Origin of the sequence: Rhodococcus sp. 5A-K4 (assembly GCF_046097995.1) — a bacterium.
Lineage (GTDB): Bacteria > Actinomycetota > Actinomycetes > Mycobacteriales > Mycobacteriaceae > Rhodococcus_F > Rhodococcus_F erythropolis.
The window spans coordinates 163,478-179,240 of record NZ_JBJURM010000006.1; the positions used below are offsets into that span (position 1 = coordinate 163,478).

Annotated in this window: 18 protein-coding genes; 7 read left to right on the top strand and 11 right to left on the bottom strand. The window is 62.7% G+C overall.

All coding sequences use genetic code 11. The annotated features are described in order from the left end of the window. The first annotated feature begins 228 nt into the window (after positions 1–228). The gene (locus ACKAMS_RS10520) at positions 229–600 is read left to right on the top strand and encodes an SdpI family protein (RefSeq protein WP_084324725.1); all 372 of its coding nucleotides are present in this window, start codon (positions 229–231) and stop codon (positions 598–600) included. Positions 601–644: 44 nt separating this feature from the next. On the opposite strand, the gene ACKAMS_RS10525 is transcribed toward ACKAMS_RS10520, so the two are convergent. From ACKAMS_RS10525 to ACKAMS_RS10540, 4 genes are all read right to left on the bottom strand, one after another. Next, positions 645–1,679, bottom strand: a complete 1,035-nt coding sequence (locus ACKAMS_RS10525; protein ID WP_408988994.1) for a MerR family transcriptional regulator — start codon at positions 1,677–1,679, stop codon at positions 645–647. 13 nt (positions 1,680–1,692) lie between these two features. After that, a complete protein-coding gene (locus ACKAMS_RS10530) occupies positions 1,693–2,358 on the bottom strand; it encodes a HEAT repeat domain-containing protein (RefSeq protein ID WP_176450556.1) in 666 nt (221 codons plus the stop codon). A gap of 82 nt (positions 2,359–2,440) precedes the next feature. Next, positions 2,441–2,911 (bottom strand): DUF2269 family protein, encoded by a 471-nt coding sequence (locus tag ACKAMS_RS10535; RefSeq protein WP_134999361.1) that lies wholly within the window; start codon positions 2,909–2,911, stop codon positions 2,441–2,443. Between the two features lie 34 nt (positions 2,912–2,945). Continuing rightward, positions 2,946–3,620: a DJ-1/PfpI family protein gene (locus ACKAMS_RS10540; RefSeq protein WP_021346037.1), complete on the bottom strand. Its 675-nt coding sequence runs from the start codon at positions 3,618–3,620 to the stop codon at positions 2,946–2,948. 205 nt (positions 3,621–3,825) lie between these two features. Between ACKAMS_RS10540 and ACKAMS_RS10545 the strand changes: the two genes are divergently transcribed. Next, entirely contained in the window at positions 3,826–4,770 is a 945-nt protein-coding gene (locus ACKAMS_RS10545; protein WP_019745972.1) for a GlxA family transcriptional regulator, read from the top strand. Positions 4,771–4,775: 5 nt separating this feature from the next. On the opposite strand, the gene ACKAMS_RS10550 is transcribed toward ACKAMS_RS10545, so the two are convergent. Next, entirely contained in the window at positions 4,776–5,447 is a 672-nt protein-coding gene (locus ACKAMS_RS10550) for a DNA alkylation repair protein (RefSeq protein ID WP_408988995.1), read from the bottom strand. A gap of 154 nt (positions 5,448–5,601) precedes the next feature. Here ACKAMS_RS10550 and ACKAMS_RS10555 point away from each other — a divergent pair, with 154 nt between their 5' ends. Together ACKAMS_RS10555 and ACKAMS_RS10560 are read left to right on the top strand one after the other, a co-directional pair. Continuing rightward, complete coding sequence (locus ACKAMS_RS10555) at positions 5,602–6,972, top strand: APC family permease (protein ID WP_371326911.1); 1,371 nt, start codon at positions 5,602–5,604, stop codon at positions 6,970–6,972. Between the two features lie 25 nt (positions 6,973–6,997). After that, the gene (locus tag ACKAMS_RS10560; RefSeq protein ID WP_020971303.1) at positions 6,998–7,375 is read left to right on the top strand and encodes a hypothetical protein; all 378 of its coding nucleotides are present in this window, start codon (positions 6,998–7,000) and stop codon (positions 7,373–7,375) included. Positions 7,376–7,424: 49 nt separating this feature from the next. Here ACKAMS_RS10560 and ACKAMS_RS10565 read toward each other — a convergent pair whose 3' ends face one another. The 3 genes from ACKAMS_RS10565 to ACKAMS_RS10575 form a co-directional block, all read right to left on the bottom strand. Further along, entirely contained in the window at positions 7,425–8,129 is a 705-nt protein-coding gene (locus ACKAMS_RS10565; protein WP_408988996.1) for an SDR family NAD(P)-dependent oxidoreductase, read from the bottom strand. Positions 8,130–8,181: 52 nt separating this feature from the next. Beyond that, positions 8,182–9,063 carry an MBL fold metallo-hydrolase gene (locus ACKAMS_RS10570; protein WP_060939802.1) on the bottom strand — a complete coding sequence of 294 codons (882 nt, stop codon included), beginning with the start codon at positions 9,061–9,063 and terminating at the stop codon, positions 8,182–8,184. Positions 9,064–9,192: 129 nt separating this feature from the next. After that, positions 9,193–9,774, bottom strand: a complete 582-nt coding sequence (locus ACKAMS_RS10575) for a TetR/AcrR family transcriptional regulator (protein WP_020971305.1) — start codon at positions 9,772–9,774, stop codon at positions 9,193–9,195. A 77-nt stretch (positions 9,775–9,851) separates the two neighbouring features. On the opposite strand from ACKAMS_RS10575, the gene ACKAMS_RS10580 reads away from it, so the two are divergent. Next, the gene (locus ACKAMS_RS10580; protein ID WP_019745979.1) at positions 9,852–10,535 is read left to right on the top strand and encodes an SDR family oxidoreductase; all 684 of its coding nucleotides are present in this window, start codon (positions 9,852–9,854) and stop codon (positions 10,533–10,535) included. A gap of 25 nt (positions 10,536–10,560) precedes the next feature. Here ACKAMS_RS10580 and ACKAMS_RS10585 read toward each other — a convergent pair whose 3' ends face one another. Beyond that, positions 10,561–10,965, bottom strand: a complete 405-nt coding sequence (locus ACKAMS_RS10585) for a DUF4259 domain-containing protein (protein ID WP_019745980.1) — start codon at positions 10,963–10,965, stop codon at positions 10,561–10,563. Positions 10,966–11,074: 109 nt separating this feature from the next. Further along, positions 11,075–12,160, bottom strand: a complete 1,086-nt coding sequence (locus ACKAMS_RS10590; RefSeq protein ID WP_408988997.1) for a PQQ-dependent sugar dehydrogenase — start codon at positions 12,158–12,160, stop codon at positions 11,075–11,077. Positions 12,161–12,338: 178 nt separating this feature from the next. Between ACKAMS_RS10590 and ACKAMS_RS10595 the strand changes: the two genes are divergently transcribed. Beyond that, on the top strand, positions 12,339–13,547 hold the full coding sequence (locus tag ACKAMS_RS10595) for an MFS transporter (protein ID WP_408988998.1): 1,209 nt from the start codon (positions 12,339–12,341) through the stop codon (positions 13,545–13,547). A 27-nt stretch (positions 13,548–13,574) separates the two neighbouring features. Here the strand turns inward: ACKAMS_RS10595 and ACKAMS_RS10600 are convergent, their stop codons facing one another. Next, positions 13,575–14,471, bottom strand: coding sequence for a helix-turn-helix transcriptional regulator (locus ACKAMS_RS10600; protein WP_279219823.1), 897 nt, complete (start codon positions 14,469–14,471; stop codon positions 13,575–13,577). Positions 14,472–14,605: 134 nt separating this feature from the next. Here ACKAMS_RS10600 and ACKAMS_RS10605 point away from each other — a divergent pair, with 134 nt between their 5' ends. Further along, on the top strand, positions 14,606–15,628 hold the full coding sequence (locus ACKAMS_RS10605) for a zinc-dependent alcohol dehydrogenase family protein (RefSeq protein WP_408988999.1): 1,023 nt from the start codon (positions 14,606–14,608) through the stop codon (positions 15,626–15,628). Positions 15,629–15,763: the final 135 nt, after the last annotated feature.

A 15,763-nucleotide genomic window follows, 5' to 3' on the forward strand; every position in this document is an offset into this window, starting at 1 on the left:
GGACGTTCTCGCGGATCCGGTGGGAAACCTTTTCTGCGTGGGTGATCCGCACTAGGCCGGTCTGAAAGTCAGTCCGAGATCGAGTCTCACAGTCCATCCGACAAAGCGTGAAAATGCGTCACCCGAATAGCTGCACATGCATTCGTTGGCTTACAGTCGGGGTGTCCCGGCGGCACCCCAGACTGGAATGTCCGCTGCGTCAACATCTGCCGATTGGGGGCTGGACGGATGGAATCGCCTGACTTACTGGGTCTGACGGTCTCACTGACGTCGTCGACGCTTATCCTCGCGTTCGTTGCTGGGCTCATGCCGCGACTCGTCGGTGATGAACCGAATCCCGTTGTCGGCATACGGACGAAGGCGACGATCGCGAGTCCAGAGGCGTGGCAGTTGGCACATCAGAGTGCGCAGCCGCTTCTGCGCCGGACGATGTGGACTGCCGTAGCGGGACTGTGCATGCAGGTCGCCATCGGCGTCGTGACAGGTTTCGGATCTGTGGTGTCGGCTGTCACCTCAACAGTCGTGTTTCTTGCGGTGCTCCTTGTCCTGCTCTTTGCAGGAGTGAAGGGCAACGCCGCGGCGAAGTCGTTGCAGCGTTGACCGCCTGACCCCGCCGCTGTCAGACGCGCCTTGGATCTCGGCTTTCAGTCCCCGATACGCGGTCGTTCGCGCCGACGTGGTCCTCGATCGCGCATCTCGAGAATCGCTGCTGCCGTGGACGCGACCGTCTTGTCGTCGTCGTGGGTGATCCGGGCGAGCGCTTCGCGTGCTGCAGCGCCGGGAAACTCGGCGAGTGCCTGCGTAATTCGCAACCTCGTCGGGGCGTCGTCAGTGCCGTCCAGTCTTGCCTGCACGGCATCGACGACCTCACCGCTTGTAGGTGAGTGCTCCGCGAGAAGACCGAGCACCTCGCCTGCCTCGACGTCGCGGCGCCCGTCGGCGACCATTTCGAGGAGAGCGGGCATCGAGACAGCCTCTCCGCGAGATCCGAGGGCGAGAGCGGCGTCGGCGCGGACTATCGCGTCCGAATCATCGAGAGCTCGCTTCAGAGACCGAGTTGCTTCCTCGGTGTTGATCCCGGATATGGCCGACATCGCGCGGCGTCGAACCTCGACGTCCTCCGATTCGAGCCCCTTCGTCAGACCTGCAAGGCCCGCACCTTCGGTCCTCGCCAACGCCCACTGCAACGCTCCCGCCACGTTGGCATCCCTCTCCGACAGGATGGCCTCGACGAGTGCGTCGACGGGCAATGCCGCATTCGCGTCCTGCGACAGAATCGCTTGCTGGCGGTGGGCGGCGAACTCGGATTCGAGTGCACGCAACAGTGAGACCATGCGCAGGACGTCGTCCCACTCCGAAGGGGCGGTGGCGTCGACCCTTTCGAGTTTGGTCAGCAATTCCTCCTCCGCCGCGATCCGTTGCCGAGTGTGTTGCATGAGTTCACCCACCAAATCGGCCGGTGCGAAGTCTGGTTCGTCGAGTGCACGCTTGGCCTCGTTCAACGAGAGCCCCAATGTCCTCAGGCTCTCGACGTGGAAGAGGCGACGGATGTCGTCAGCGGAGTACTCGCGGTAGCCACCGGACGTGCGGCCCGTCGGCTTCACCAGCCCCAAAGTGTCGTAGTGACGCAGCATCCGTGTGCTGACACCACAACGCCGCGAGACCTCGCCGATCAACATCCGTCTCCCCTTCCTACGCGTCCGGTCCGATTGCGGCGACGCGCTTCGCCAACTCGTGTGAGAGAGCGAATCCACCGTCGGGATCGTGCCAGAGTTGCTTTGTAGCATCAGCATGCGCTCGGACACGCGGATTCGGGCTCGTACCGGCCGCGTCGAGCACCGGGAGCACAGCCTCGCCGAGCCCGGTCAGGGCGCGGCTCAGACTGAGCTGCATCTGCAGTTCACCCCGACCGAGTTCTGTGGCCAGATCGGCCGCGAGTGCGCCCTCGTCTCCCGCCGGCACGAGAGCCACAGCCGCGCGCCACGCACTGCGCGCAACCTCGTCGTCCTGGTCGTGGACCAGCGCACAGACCTCGGGCCACGCGATCGGATCGCCGATCTTGGACAAAGTGTGGAGCGCCTGACTGCGGGCTTGCGAGCCATCGGACCCGAGCTCACGGATCAGCCTCGGCACCGTGATTTCGGCCGGCAAGCGGCACAACGCCCAGGTCAGCATGTCGCGGACGAAGAAGTCCGGCTCGACGGCGCACCGATCGATCAGGGCATCCGTCAACTGAGGATCCGGGCGTGTGCCGACCGCAAGCGCGGCGCGCAGTCGAACCGAGGGATCTGCTGCGGCCAAGGCGTCGACGAGGTGAGCATGCTGCCCACCGTGGTTGGTTGTGTTCACGACAACCACCTCCTTCACCGACCAGTGGAACCCTTGTCACTGTGTCAAGGTCAAGCTCCACTGTCACCGACACATGAAAATTCGTCTCGATTCACACGCCGGTTGTCGATCCTGGCCGAAAGATCATCAGCACGACGACAACGACCCAGAGCAGATTGAAGACTCCCGTCGCGGTGCCCAGTCGATGGGTGAGCCGCGTTGCGACGTCCACAACGGACCCGGTTCCTTCGATCGCCGCCATTGTCAGCCGTTGGGCGGGAAGCACGACCGCGGTGAGTATCACGGCGGCAACGACGGTGAGTGCGATCGAGGTGAGGATCCACAGGTCACCGAGCACTCCGAGATTGACGGCGGTGGCGACACCGAGCATCGGAACGACAATGCCGATCGTGGCATACACCCGAACGATGCGATGCAGCATGCCCGTCGTCGCAACACTGGCGCTGTCCGGATCGGCGAGCGCGGCGCGGCTCGCAACCGGGAACATACTCGCCGCCACAGCGACGGGGCCGATGGCAAGAATGGCCGCAATCACATGGAGGGACAGCAGGATTCCGGTCATGGGATTTCTCGCGTTTCGGTACGCACAAGCGTATTCACGCGGCGTCCGGGGCGAAGGTGATTACAGGCTCGGCACCCTTGGCCGACCACACCGTTCCACGACGCTCGTAGTCGAAGAGCGCTTCGACCTCGAGACTTATCCGGGGCCCGAGGCATCGTTCCAGCAGATACAGGCCCAGGTCGAGACCGGATGTCACACCACCGGCGGTGATCAGGTCACCGTCGTCGACGATTCGCGCCTGGATCGGAATTACACCGCCGGCCGCCAATGCGTCCACGGCAAGATGGTGCGTCACGGCGCGACGCCCTTCGAGAAGCCCCGCCATCGCCAGTGCCAATGATCCTCCACAGACGGTCGCAACGAGAACACCAGGATCGTCGAGTGCACGGCGCATCATGACAGGCAGTTCGGTTTCCGTTGTGGCCGCGAGCCTTTCCGGCAAGCTGGAACCCGGCTGGTCCGCATTGGGTTCGAAGAGACCCGATGCTCCGGGAACGATGATCAGATCCGCGTGTTCGACATCGAGGGTTGCAGTGGCGGTCATCGCGAGTTCACCACTTCCGCTCACGACGGTCCGAGGCCCCTCCGCGCTGACGAGTTCGACACTCAACGCCCCACCGCTGGCGAGACCCCCGGCGTAAAGCACCTCGTACGGACCCACGACATCCATGGGATCGAATCCGTCGAACAACACGATCTGCGCGTGCACTGCAACCTCCGATTTTGTGCAACGCGCTCCTGTGCACGTCGCTGTTCCCACGACAGTAGGAGGAAGTTGACCTCTATGACGACGGCTGAAAGCCAACCTTCGACGGCTTTCAGCCAACCTCACACATTCTGTGAAATACCAGTTGAGAGGATATTTCAAGACACGAGATCACCGAATCTCGCGCCACATACGCTACGTTTCAGACATGCATGACGTTGCAGTTCTCGCGTTGCCCGGGGTGGTGCCGATGGACCTGGCGGCACCCCTCGAAGTCTTCGGACGATGCAGGCTCCCCTCGGGTGCACCGGCCTACCGGACCTCCGTGTGCGCGCTCACCGAGGAGGTGGAGACCGGAACGTTCACGATGCGAGTACCGCACGGACTCTCACGTCTCGCCCAGGCAAGCACGATCATCATCCCGGGCACCGCCGATCTCGACGTGCCGATCGACCCCGAGATCATCGACGCCCTGAGAACTGCCGCGGATCGCGGCACGCGCATCGCCTCACTGTGCGTCGGTGCATTCACACTCGCCGACACAGGCTTGCTCGACGGACTTCGCGCGACGACGCACTGGGCGGCTGCGTCGGAGTTGGCCCGCCGGCACCCGGCCATCGACGTCGATGCCGCCGTTCTCTACGTAGACAACGGGCACGTCCTGACTTCCGCCGGCGCCGCGGCCGCACTCGACCTGTGTCTGTACATGGTCCGTCAGGACTACGGGTCCGCGGTCGCCGCCGACACGGCACGGCTGAGTGTGATGCCGCTCGAACGTGCCGGAGGGCAAGCACAATTCATCGTCCACGAGCCTCCCGTACCCAGCGGGACAACTCTTCGGCCGCTACTGAACTGGATGGAAGAGAACCTCGGGGAGCAACTCGACATCACGACAATCGCAGCCAAGGCAACGATGAGCACCCGCACGCTCAACCGCCGCTTCCAGGAACAAATCGGTACGACGCCGTTGCAGTGGCTCCATCATGCGCGGCTCCGTCAAGCACAATTTCTGCTCGAGACCACCGACCACTCCATCGAACGTGTTGCGGGACAAGTCGGATTCAATGCCGTCACAACGTTCCGCGAACGCTTCCGAGACTTGGTCGGCACCAGTCCACAGCGATACCGGACGCAGTTTCGAACGTCGCGCTAGCTGACCTACTTCTCGCTCTGTCGACGCACCATCTCCGAGATCCAGATCGGCGCAAACGGCGAGGTGCAGTTCGGGGGAGTCGGGTAGTCCTCGAGCACCCGCAGACGTTCACCGATGTCGATTGCGCGGGCCCGGTACTCGGCATGTTCGATCCCGATCTGGGCCAGGCAGTGGTTCATCGCCCATTGCAGGCGATCAGGGGCATCCCTCATCTCCGCCTCGATGACGTCGAGCAATCCTGAAAGATCAAGGCCCTCGGGCTTCTTCGCTACGCGCTCGGTAGTCAGGGCCCAACCGGCGCTCGCAACCACGGGATCGGAGTCGGCGGTCCAGGCCACCCGCAAATCCTCCGCGTGCGGGTTCTTCTTCACCACGTAGTTGACGAGCCAGTCATGCACCTTGGGAGTACGAGCCTCACGCAACATGACGTCCAACTCGTCACGCCCGAACGCCTTCGGGCGACAGATCAAGAGGGCAAGCAGCCTCGCTGCGGTATCGCCCGTCGCCCAAAGTTGTTGTGCAAGTTCTTGCTGAGTCTTCAGTCGCTTCGCGACTGCCCGCAGTTTTGTCAGGTTCACACCGTGATCGTCACCGTGCTTCTCGTTCACTGCGCGCACCTTCGGATCCTCGAGCGCAGCCAACTCGTCCATCACCTCGGCAACCGTCGATTCAGCCACGTCGTCCTCCAGTCACTACTTCTGCGATTCACCCAATGCAAGTCACCTACAAGGAAAGCACGGGACGGCACGCGCCGACGCATCCACGTCCGACCCGCGTTTGAAACTTCGACCAATGGGTACATGTCTGCTCCTGAGGTGGCGGCACGTCACCATGAAGACAGGACGAACCTTGCATATGCGACGCGCCGCGGGTGCCGAGAACGTGGACGAAACCGCAGGCGGAGATGAAGGCGGCAGTAAGAATGTTCTCACTCGGGCTATAACCGGCCCACTCCTTTTCGTGTTCATCCTCGGAGACGTCCTGGGCGCCGGTATCTACGCATTGGTGGGCGTCATCGCCGGTGAAGTTGGTGGAGCCGTCTGGGTACCACTGCTCGTAGCGCTCGTCATGGCATTGCTGACAGCAACGTCGTATGCCGAACTGGTCACCAAATATCCGCGAGCGGGCGGTGCAGCAGTATTCGCCCAACGGGCGTATCGGAAACCGCTGATCTCATTCCTCGTCGGCTTCTCGATGCTGGCGGCCGGTGTCACGAGTGCAGCAGGACTCGCCCTCGCATTCTCGGGTGACTATCTCAAAGCCTTCATTGACGTCCCGACCGTTCCAGCCGCGCTCGTCTTCCTCCTCCTGGTGGGGCTTCTCAATGCCAGAGGCATCAAGGAGTCGATGCGCGCAAATGTCGTCATGACAGTCGTGGAGGTCACCGGCCTCGTCATGGTTGTCGTCCTCGCCTGCGTAGTTCTCGGGCACGGCGACGGAACCTTGAGCCGTGTCGTGGAGTTCGACGACAGTCGATCGCCTGCACTCGCCGTGTTGGCAGCGGCGCTCCTCGCGTACTACTCGTTCGTCGGCTTCGAAACCTCGGCGAACGTCGCCGAAGAAGTGAAGAACGTGAGCAAGGTCTACCCACGCGCACTGTTCGGAGCCCTGTTGACGGCGGGCGCCGCCTATGTCCTTGTCGGCCTGGCTGTCTCGGTGGTGCTGCCCGCCGACGAGCTCGCCGCGTCCTCCGGCCCCTTACTGGCAGTGGTGTCAGCCGCCGACGTCGGTGTTCCGCCTCGCCTGTTCAGCCTGATCGCTCTGGTAGCCGTCGCCAACGGCGCACTGCTGACAATGATCATGGCAAGCAGGCTGACGTACGGAATGGCGTCGGAAGGGTTGCTCCCCAGCGCATTCGCGCGCGTGCTGCCGCGGCGCCGGACCCCTTGGGTGGCGATCATCGCAACCACAGCCGTTGCCATGGCTCTCTGCGTCACCGGATCGTTGTCAGCCCTGGCAGAGACGGTGGTACTCCTGCTGCTTTTCGTATTCATCAGCACCAATATCGCGGTCCTGGTTCTGCGTCGTGACGCAGTGCAACACAGTCATTTCCGGACACCGATCATCTTTCCGATCCTCGCCCTCGGTACGTGCGTTGCGTTGCTCACCCAGCAGAGCGCCGCAACGTGGTTGCGCGCATCATTACTCTTGGCGGTCGGAGTAGTGCTGTACGCCCTCTCCCGCCGTCGATCCACGAAGTAAGGTGCGATGTTCGAAAGGGGGTGTGATGACCGACAGTTCTGACACACCAGATGTAATTCAGCGTCGAGAGCGAAAGATCAACAGGCGAACCCTGACGTACGGCCTGTCCGTCGTTCTGGCTACCGCGGCACTGGTTGTCGCGATCGTCTGGTTGGGCTCCCGGCGGGGCGAATGCTTCGGTACCGACACCTTGCTGTGCTCACAGAAAGATCGCCGACTGGCCGTCTTCGTCCCGAGCCTCATGCTGCTACTCGGCTCCGTAGGCGCGTTCTTGCGAGCCTCCCTGCGATTGCACCGTCTGCGGCGCCTCTACATCCGGCCGTACATGGCGTGGCTCCTGACGGGGCTCACCCTGGTGTACCTGGCGGGAGCCTTCATCTTCATCGAGGGCAATATTCTCTGAATACATCTGTTCGGCAATCGGATTCACAGACCGAAGCGGTAGCTGTCGTTCAGAATCGTGTGTCGTCGATGGCAGTAAGGACCACTTCTCGAACCGATGACGAAGACGACAGATTCAAGATGGAGCGCACGGTATCCACGACGTCGTGCACGGGAACCAGAGACCCATCTCCGGGGGCAGCAGCGATGTCTCGGGGCACATCGAGTCCATCTTCCGTGTTGAGATATCCGAGGTGAAGGACCGTCACTGCGAGTCGGTCCTTCCGGTTGCCCTCTCTCAAGGCGTCGGCAATGCCGTTGATCGCGGACTTCGATGCGCCGAACGCAACTTCCGGCCTACCGCTTCGCGGGAGCCCCGAGGTAGAACCGGTCAAGAAAATCCGAGGTCGAGGACGCCCGATCATCCGCGGGATCAGGCGCTTCGACAAAAGGATCGTGCCGGTGATGTTGGCGTTGATCATTTCCAGCATTTCGACGTCGGATTGATCTGTGAACACATAATCGGAAGTGAAGGCGTCCCCTTCCCAAATTCCGACGTTGCAAATCAGGGTGTCTACACCTCCGACAAGCTCCTGGTCGATCGAGTTCGCTGCCGCAACAGGGTCGGTCAGATCTGCTTCGATCCACTCGGAGACGTCGAACCCGTCAGGGCGCCGACGAGAAATACCGACAACGTCGTGACCATCGCTCCTAAGACCCTCGATCAATGCACGACCAAGTCCCCGGCTCGCGCCGACAACAACTACCCTCGCCACAATTACACCCTTCTGCCCGCTCTGTTCACATCCAATGGATGACACGACACATTCATGCACGCCGAAATACGTTGCCCTCGAGCGTGACAACGGCACCGGCCGCCACGAGCCGCTGAAGGTGCAGCTGCGCAGTTCGACGTTCGACTGCATCGACGTACGGCGCGGTGACGTGCGGACGGTAGACGAGGCGATGCGCGACGATGTCTTCCAACTGCCTTGGTTCACCGAGAAATTGGACGAGTCTTTCTTCGCGGCTGAGCAGTTTGTCGCGGTAGGCGGTCAGCCGGCGACGGAACTCGTCGCTGCCTTCGACGACGCCCTTTTGATGGAAGGTGCCGTACCACCGAGCGTCGATGCCCGCGGCGCGGTCGATGGAGGCAAGGAAGTCGTCGACGCTACTGCCCAGGTCGCCGTACATCGGGCCGAAGGAGGTGAGATCGATGTCGGCGACATAGAAGAAGCCGTCGGGCTCGATGAGGAGGCCACAATGTCCGGGAGTGTGACCAGGTAGGTGAATGACCGTCGCCGTGCGGTCTCCGAGGTCGAAGACGTGTCCGTCGGCGATCCCGGAAACGTCATCGTGCGTCGGGGGAATGCCGTACTGCGCTGCTATTGAATGTTCGACCTCAGCTCGCTCCTCGGGGCGGAGGCCGTAATTTGTGAGCATCGTGTCAAGGGAGGCGACCGACGGTGCGTCGAGGTTGTGCGCGTACGTCGGTGCTTGAAAATGCCGGAGACCGGCAACGTGGTCCTCGTGGCCGTGACTGATGAAGACGAGGTCTGCGCCCACGGGATCTCGGTCGAGGGAGAGGGACGGGTCGATCACCAGCGTGCGTTCGGATCCGTGCACGACCACGGTGTTTCCGAAGGGGACGGTCCCACCGTTCTCTGGTACCAGCACTGAGACTTTGCCAAATTCTCTGGGTGTGAACATCTCTCGCTTCTCCCCTGCGGCCATCGGGTAGTGACGTTGCAGATCTCGAAGCAATCGAAGGTATCGCTGACAGAGACCTCAGCCAGTATGCATGGCCGGGTCAGCGGGCCGTACGCGGATCATCCTGGACTACCCGGTGAGCTCTTCACGAGCAGCGACAAGGACTTCCTCGGAGAGGGACGATCCCTTGGTGGCTCGCGAGAGGACCAGAGCGCCGATCATGGTCGAGAGACGCACCAGCCCGTCATGCTCCTCATCCGCGAGCGCCTTGGCAAAATCACCGACCCCCTCGACATACACCCGACGGGCCTCACTGTCTGCCGGCTCGCGTGCCATGTCGGCGGCGAGTGCAGCAGCGGGACATCCGTCTGCCGGATTGTCGCGATGCTCCACGGAGAGGTAGTTGTCGATCAGGGCTTGTCGAGCCTCGTCACGCTGCCCTGCATGCCTTTCGAGACCTGCTGCGTGCAGCTGCGCCAGTTCCGCGAAGGCATGGGTGGTCGCTTCGTCGATGAGCGCATCCTTGGACGCGAACTGCTTGTAGAAACCACCGTGGGTCAGCCCCGACGCCTTCATCAAGTCGGCGACGCTGAGGTGAGTGCCCTTCTCTCGGAACAGACGAGCTGCGGTTTCCACGACGCGCCGACGGTTCTCTTCCGCTTGTTGCTGCGATACGCGGCCCATCACAACGCCTTCCAGTTTGGATTTCACTTGACATCTATCCTAGCCCACACTTAGATTTGATTCATAATCTAAATGTCACCGACAGTCACAACCCTGGGAGAATCATGGACCTGAACAAGACGGTTGCGGTCGTCACCGGAGCCAATCGCGGACTCGGCCGCCATCTGGCCGCAGGGCTCGTCGAGCGCGGCGCGAAGGTGTACGCGGCTGCCCGCAATCCGGAAACTGTCGATCTGCCCGGCGTCATCCCCCTGAGGTTGGACGTGACGGACGCCGAATCGATCACCGCCGCAGCGCAAATCGCATCGGATGTGACCTTGGTGGTCAACAACGCCGGAATCTCTACCTCGGCACCCTTGATCGGGGGCGACATCGATGACGTTCGCCGCGAGATGGACGTCAATTTCTACGGCCCGCTTGCCGTGACCCGGGCGTTTGCTCCGGTCGTCGAAAACAACGGAGGCGGAACAGTACTCAATGTTCTTTCGGTGCTGTCCTGGTTCCATCCGGCTGCGCTCGGGTCTTACGCGTCATCGAAGGCAGCGGCGTGGGCGATGACCGACGCCGTTCGAGAAGAACTGGCGCCGCGGGGAATCGCCGTCTCGGCACTGCACGTTGCATACATGGATACCGACATGGCTGCGGGCGTACCGGCCGAACAGAAGATCGCTCCGGCCGATGTCGCCGCGCAGGCCCTGGACGGCATCGAACGTGGGCTGGCTGAGATCCTCGCCGACGACACCACCCGGTATGTCAAGGGGAGTCTGTCGTCTTCGAACTCCGAGTAACCAAGGGACTGTTGACGAGTGACACTCATCCCACCGTTTTGAGACTCGCCAATCTGCCCAGGATCGGTGCCCGCCAAGCCGCGAGGTCTTCCGGACCGTTTTCTTCCCACAACTCGTACAACTCCGACGTGTCGCTGTCTGCGACGGCACGCTCGAGTGCGGTGAGGACCCATGCCTTCTGCTCCGGACTCAAGGTTCCGGCGTACCCGGCGGCATCAATCTCGGCCAGCTGCACAGGCGCCGGAGCAACCCCGTGCGCAACCGCAAGGATCTCGGCGACGGCAATAGCTGTTTGAGCATCATCGGCATCGAGGTAGCCGTCGTCGGGGTGGCGTGCGTAATCGTCGATATCGTAGTCACCCGCCTGTACCGCGCTGAGCAGGTCGCCCGCTACGTCGTTGTCGAAAGGTCCTGAACCCCAAGTCCCCATGCTGTCTCTCCGATCCGTACCCGCGTCATCTGTCGTAACGATATTAGTGAATCACCGGCTTCGGCGAGGTTCCTCGGGCTGGAAGTACTGCGTTCGCCGGAAATCGACGTCAGCGCAACGGCACCCGAATGATGCGGTCATCACCGGGGTTGGAGTCGCCGCGTCCGTCGGTGTTGTTCGTCAGCATCCAGAGCGCCCCGTCCGGTGCGACTACAACATCACGGAGGCGCCCGTATTCGTCGACAAATTGCTCGTCGGCGGTCGCGGGATCGGTCAAGGGCACCGTGCGGAGTCGCTCACCACGAAGATTGGCGATGTAGATCGTGCCGTCGTGGGTGGCGATTCCGCTGGGGCTGGCATCGTCAGGTGACCATTGTTGGAGCGGGTCGATGAATCCGTCTTCACCCGCAATCCCTTCGACCTCGGGCCACCCGTAGTTTCCGCCTGCTTCGATCTTGTTGAGCTCGTCCCAGGTATCCTGCCCGAACTCGCTGGCGTACATCGTGCCGTCCCCTGCCCAGGCAATGCCCTGGGAGTTGCGGTGGCCGTAGCTGTAGACAAACGAGTTCGGAAATGGATTATCTAGCGGCACATCGCCATCCGGAGTCATTCGAAGGATTTTCCCGGACATCGAGTCGAGGTCCTGAGCCCTGTCTCGACTACCGGCATCACCGACGGTCACGTACAGCATCCCGTCCGGGCCGAACGCGACGCGACCACCGTTGTGGTAGTTGGCCGAAGCGAGCCCGTCGAGAATCGTCTCGGCCGGCCCGAGCGCGAATTCCCCCGGAGCACCGATGATGTCGAAGCGTTCGATCCGGTTCTCCCCGTTCGCGGTGAAGTACGCGTACAGGCGGTTTTCACGTACTGCGATCCCTAGTAAACCGCCCTCACCTCTTGGGCTGACGCCGTCGACGACTCCCACCTCGCGGCTGTTTCCGCCGGCGTCGAGTTCGAGGATTCGCGCGCTGCCGCGCTCACTGACAAGTGGTGTGTCGCCGTGGAATGCGATCGACCAGGGCGCGTCCAAGCCGTCGGCGACGGTCTCGGGTTCACCGAAGGCCGCGGCGGGCGCCGATCGTGTTGTCGTGCTTGCCTGCGGACGGGGCCCTTCAGGATCCTCGCTACCGCAGGCCGTCAGGAAGGCCGAGACGAGCACGGCGGCGCCCAGTCCTCGGATCTGTCGTCGTGTCATGGGCGCGTCTCCCGGGTTCAGGCAGTCTTTGCGCCGACGGTAGCGCGCAATCGGCCACACCGGGAGTCCCTTCGAGTACCACCAACGACCGGGACTCCCTCGCAGGCGACGGGCGTGATGCCCTGGACGGGTGCGCCACGACATGCGCGTCGTCAACAGAAAGAGAACTGACCACCTCATGATTTCCGCCCCGACCGTCGAAGAAACCGGCCGCCTGCCGCTCGTGATCTACGTGCTGGCCGTCGGAGTTTTCTTGATGGGCACAACCGAATTCGTCGTCGCCGGCATTCTTCCCGAAATCGCGGGTGACCTCGGTACGTCGATCGCGAACGTCGGCCTGATGATCACCGTCTTCGCGATCGGAATGATCGTCGGCACGCCGGCGATGGCGATCGTGACACTCAGGGTTCCCCGACGCGTGACCTTGAGCTCGGCTCTGATTGTTTTCGCGATCGGACACGTCATCGTCGCGCTCTCGTCCAACTTCGGACTCATTCTCGGCGCCCGCTTCCTCACAGCCGTGGCGACGGGCGCCTTCTGGGCAGTCGCCGCAGTGGTCGGAGCAAAAGCGGCCGGCCCGGCGTCTTCCTCGCGCGCGCTCGGCATCGTCTTGGGCGGAGGCATGCTCGCGAACGTCATCGGTGTTCCGCTCGGCGCTCTGGCCGGTCAGAGCATCGGGTGGCGTGGTCCTTTCTGGGCCCTCGCCGCCCTCGCACTCGTCGCCGCGGCCGTCGTCCACCGATTGGTACCCGCCGACACCGACTCCGGCGCGGTGCCGTCCTGGCGAGCGGAGATCGCGAGCCTACGGGACGGACGCATCTGGCTCGTTCTGTCCGGTTGCGCCGTCGTGTGCGGGTCATCGCTGGCGGCGTACAGCTTCATCTCTCCGCTGTTGACCGAGAACACGGGACTTGCTGCGTCGGCAGTGCCGCTAGTGCTTGTCGGCTACGGACTCGGTGCGTTCGTCGGCTCCAATCTCGGCGGTCGACTCGGTGCGAAGCATCAGTACGGGGTCTTGTTCGTCTCGGCAGCGATGACGTTTCTCGTACTCGGGGCGCTCTGCCTCTTCTCGCACAACGTGATCGTGACGGTGATTCTCGTAGTCATGCTGGGACTATTCGGCATGTCGACCAATCCCATCCTGATCGGGATGGCTGTGCGTTATGCCGATCAGGCGCCGACGATGGCTTCTGCTCTCAGCACCTCGTCGTTCAATCTGGGCACGGCGGTCGGCTCCTGGATCGCCGGGTTCGCGTTCGCCTCGAGTCTCGGTGCCACTGGGCCGGTGTTGGTAGGCACCGGCGTTGCCGCTCTCTACTTTCTGCCGCTGATGATCCTGTTGCGCAAGGAACGCACGAAGCGCACCACCGTCGAAGTCGTCAACTGACGACCCGATCAACCGTCGCGCAGTTCGTCAGCCGTCCGTCAGCGACCGCTCCGACACGTGAGGAGCAGAGTCCGCATTCTCACTGGCTGCCAACGAGGCGAGTAGCTGCATCCGTTCCGCGGAGGGCGATCCCGGCTCTGCGGTGTAGATCGTGAGCGTCAACCCCGGCTCGGCGGCCATCTCCAAACCTTCGAAGGCAAGCGTCAGCTCCCCCACGGCGGAGTGGTGAAAAGTCTTGAATCCGGTGCCGTGATGGCGGACGTCGTGCGCGCCCCACCGACGCCGGAATTCCTCACTCCGAGTGCTGAGTTCACCGATCAGATCGTGCAATTCCTTGTTGTGAGGATCTCGCCCAGCCTCGGTTCGCAGAATCGAGACGGTCACCTCGGCAAACGCGTTCCAGTCCGGATAAAACTCGAAAGCCCTTTCGTCGAGGAACGTGAAGCGCGCGATGTTCGGGGGCTGCCCCGGCATGTCGTAGAGGTCCTTGTAGAACGCACGCGCGAGTGGGTTGACAGCAAGAAGATCCATGCGACCGTTCCGCACGAAAGCGGGTCCTGCGGTGACTGCGTCGAGCGTCCACTGGAGGCTCTGATGGGGCTTCCAGCCCTTCGTATTTCGCCGACGCGGGGGCCTGGCTACCGGGCTTGCCGCGTGCGCGAGATCAAAAAGGTGGGCGCGCTCGGCGTCGTCGAGTCGTAGGGCCTTCGCGATACTGTCGAGCACTCCGGGCGATGCGCCGCTGATCGCTCCGCGCTCGAGCCTGGTGTAGTACTCGACGCTCACTCCGGCGAGGGTTGCCACTTCACTTCGACGCAGACCTTCCACGCGGCGGTTCGATCCGGCCGGCAGTCCAACTTGTTCGGGCGTGACTCGGGCGCGCCGCGAGGTCAGGAATTCGCGTACTTGCGCTCGATCGTCCATGCCATCGAGCGTAAGTCAGTGACCGGTAGCGAGGGAGTCCCTCGCAGTACCACTATCGCGCGGGACTCCCGCACGCCGCCAAATCGTGATCAGGTTGAAGTGACACGAAGAAACCGATGGTGAGGAGCCACGTCATGCGCGCTGTCGTCATGCATGCTCCCGGCGATGTCCGGGTCGAAGAGATCGATGCGCCGGTGATCGTCGAACCGACCGACGCGATCATTCGCGTTACAGCCACCTGCGTCTGCGGTTCCGACCTCTGGCCGTATCGCGGCATCGAAAAGCTGAATGGCCCGACGCCGATGGGACACGAATACGTGGGCGTCGTCGAACAGGTCGGCCCTGACGTCAAAGACATCGAAGTTGGGGACTTCGTCGTGGGCTCGTTCGTCGCGTCGGACAACACCTGCGAAATCTGCGAGGCGGGCTTTCAGTCTCGCTGTATCCACCAGGTCATGATGGGCTCGGTCGGCACCCAATCCGAATACGCTCGCATCCCGCTCGCGGACGGCACCCTCGTCCCTGTCCGCGGAGAGCCGACCGAGCGGCAGGCTCGCAGCCTCCTTGCAGCCTCCGACGTACTCGGCACCGGTTGGTTCGCCGCCGTAGCTGCGGAAGCCGGACCAGGCAAAACAGTCGCCGTCGTCGGCGACGGCGCAGTCGGACTCCTGGCGATCCTCGCTGCCAGACAACTCGGCGCCGAGCGGATCATCGCCATGTCACGTCACGTCGACCGGCAGGCACTCGCCACGCAATTCGGCGCCACCGACATCGTCGAAGAGCGGGGCGACGCGGGCATCGCGAAGATCAAGGAACTCACCGGCGGCTACGGCGCCCACTCGACCGTCGAAGCCGTAGGCACCCAAGAATCGATGATGCAGGCTATCGGAGCTACCCGCCCCGGCGGACATGTCGGCTACGTCGGGGTATCCCACGGCGTCGAACTCGACGTCATGAACCTGTTCTTCGCGACGGTGAGCCTGCTCGGCGGTCCCGCGCCGGTCAGGCGATTCCTACCCGAACTGATCGAGCTCATCATGACCGACCAGATCGACCCGGGCATCGTCTTCGACCTCACTCTCCCGTTGGAGGACGCCGCCGCCGGCTACCAGGCGATGGACGAGCGGCGCGCCACCAAAGTGCTACTCACCCTCTGACCGATACCAAAGGCTCACGAGACAGAACTGGGCTCTCCACGCCGATCGAGGAACGTCTCGGCTACCAACGAGAGGCGCTCTTGGTTTACCGAGCAGCATGTTCACTGATCACAGCGAATGCGTTTGACGCCGAAG

Bases quoted from the DNA above. Each gene is read 5' to 3' on its own strand.
- ACKAMS_RS10520 (WP_084324725.1), top strand. From the start codon at position 229: ATGGAATCGCCTGACTTACTGGGTCTGACGGTCTCACTGACGTCGTCG.
- ACKAMS_RS10525 (WP_408988994.1), bottom strand. From the start codon at position 1,679: ATGTTGATCGGCGAGGTCTCGCGGCGTTGTGGTGTCAGCACACGGATG.
- ACKAMS_RS10535 (WP_134999361.1), bottom strand. From the start codon at position 2,911: ATGACCGGAATCCTGCTGTCCCTCCATGTGATTGCGGCCATTCTTGCC.
- ACKAMS_RS10545 (WP_019745972.1), top strand. From the start codon at position 3,826: ATGCATGACGTTGCAGTTCTCGCGTTGCCCGGGGTGGTGCCGATGGAC.
- ACKAMS_RS10555 (WP_371326911.1), top strand. From the start codon at position 5,602: ATGAAGACAGGACGAACCTTGCATATGCGACGCGCCGCGGGTGCCGAG.
- ACKAMS_RS10560 (WP_020971303.1), top strand. From the start codon at position 6,998: ATGACCGACAGTTCTGACACACCAGATGTAATTCAGCGTCGAGAGCGA.
- ACKAMS_RS10570 (WP_060939802.1), bottom strand. From the start codon at position 9,063: ATGTTCACACCCAGAGAATTTGGCAAAGTCTCAGTGCTGGTACCAGAG.
- ACKAMS_RS10580 (WP_019745979.1), top strand. From the start codon at position 9,852: ATGGACCTGAACAAGACGGTTGCGGTCGTCACCGGAGCCAATCGCGGA.
- ACKAMS_RS10585 (WP_019745980.1), bottom strand. From the start codon at position 10,965: ATGGGGACTTGGGGTTCAGGACCTTTCGACAACGACGTAGCGGGCGAC.
- ACKAMS_RS10590 (WP_408988997.1), bottom strand. From the start codon at position 12,160: ATGACACGACGACAGATCCGAGGACTGGGCGCCGCCGTGCTCGTCTCG.
- ACKAMS_RS10595 (WP_408988998.1), top strand. From the start codon at position 12,339: ATGATTTCCGCCCCGACCGTCGAAGAAACCGGCCGCCTGCCGCTCGTG.
- ACKAMS_RS10600 (WP_279219823.1), bottom strand. From the start codon at position 14,471: ATGGACGATCGAGCGCAAGTACGCGAATTCCTGACCTCGCGGCGCGCC.
- ACKAMS_RS10605 (WP_408988999.1), top strand. From the start codon at position 14,606: ATGCGCGCTGTCGTCATGCATGCTCCCGGCGATGTCCGGGTCGAAGAG.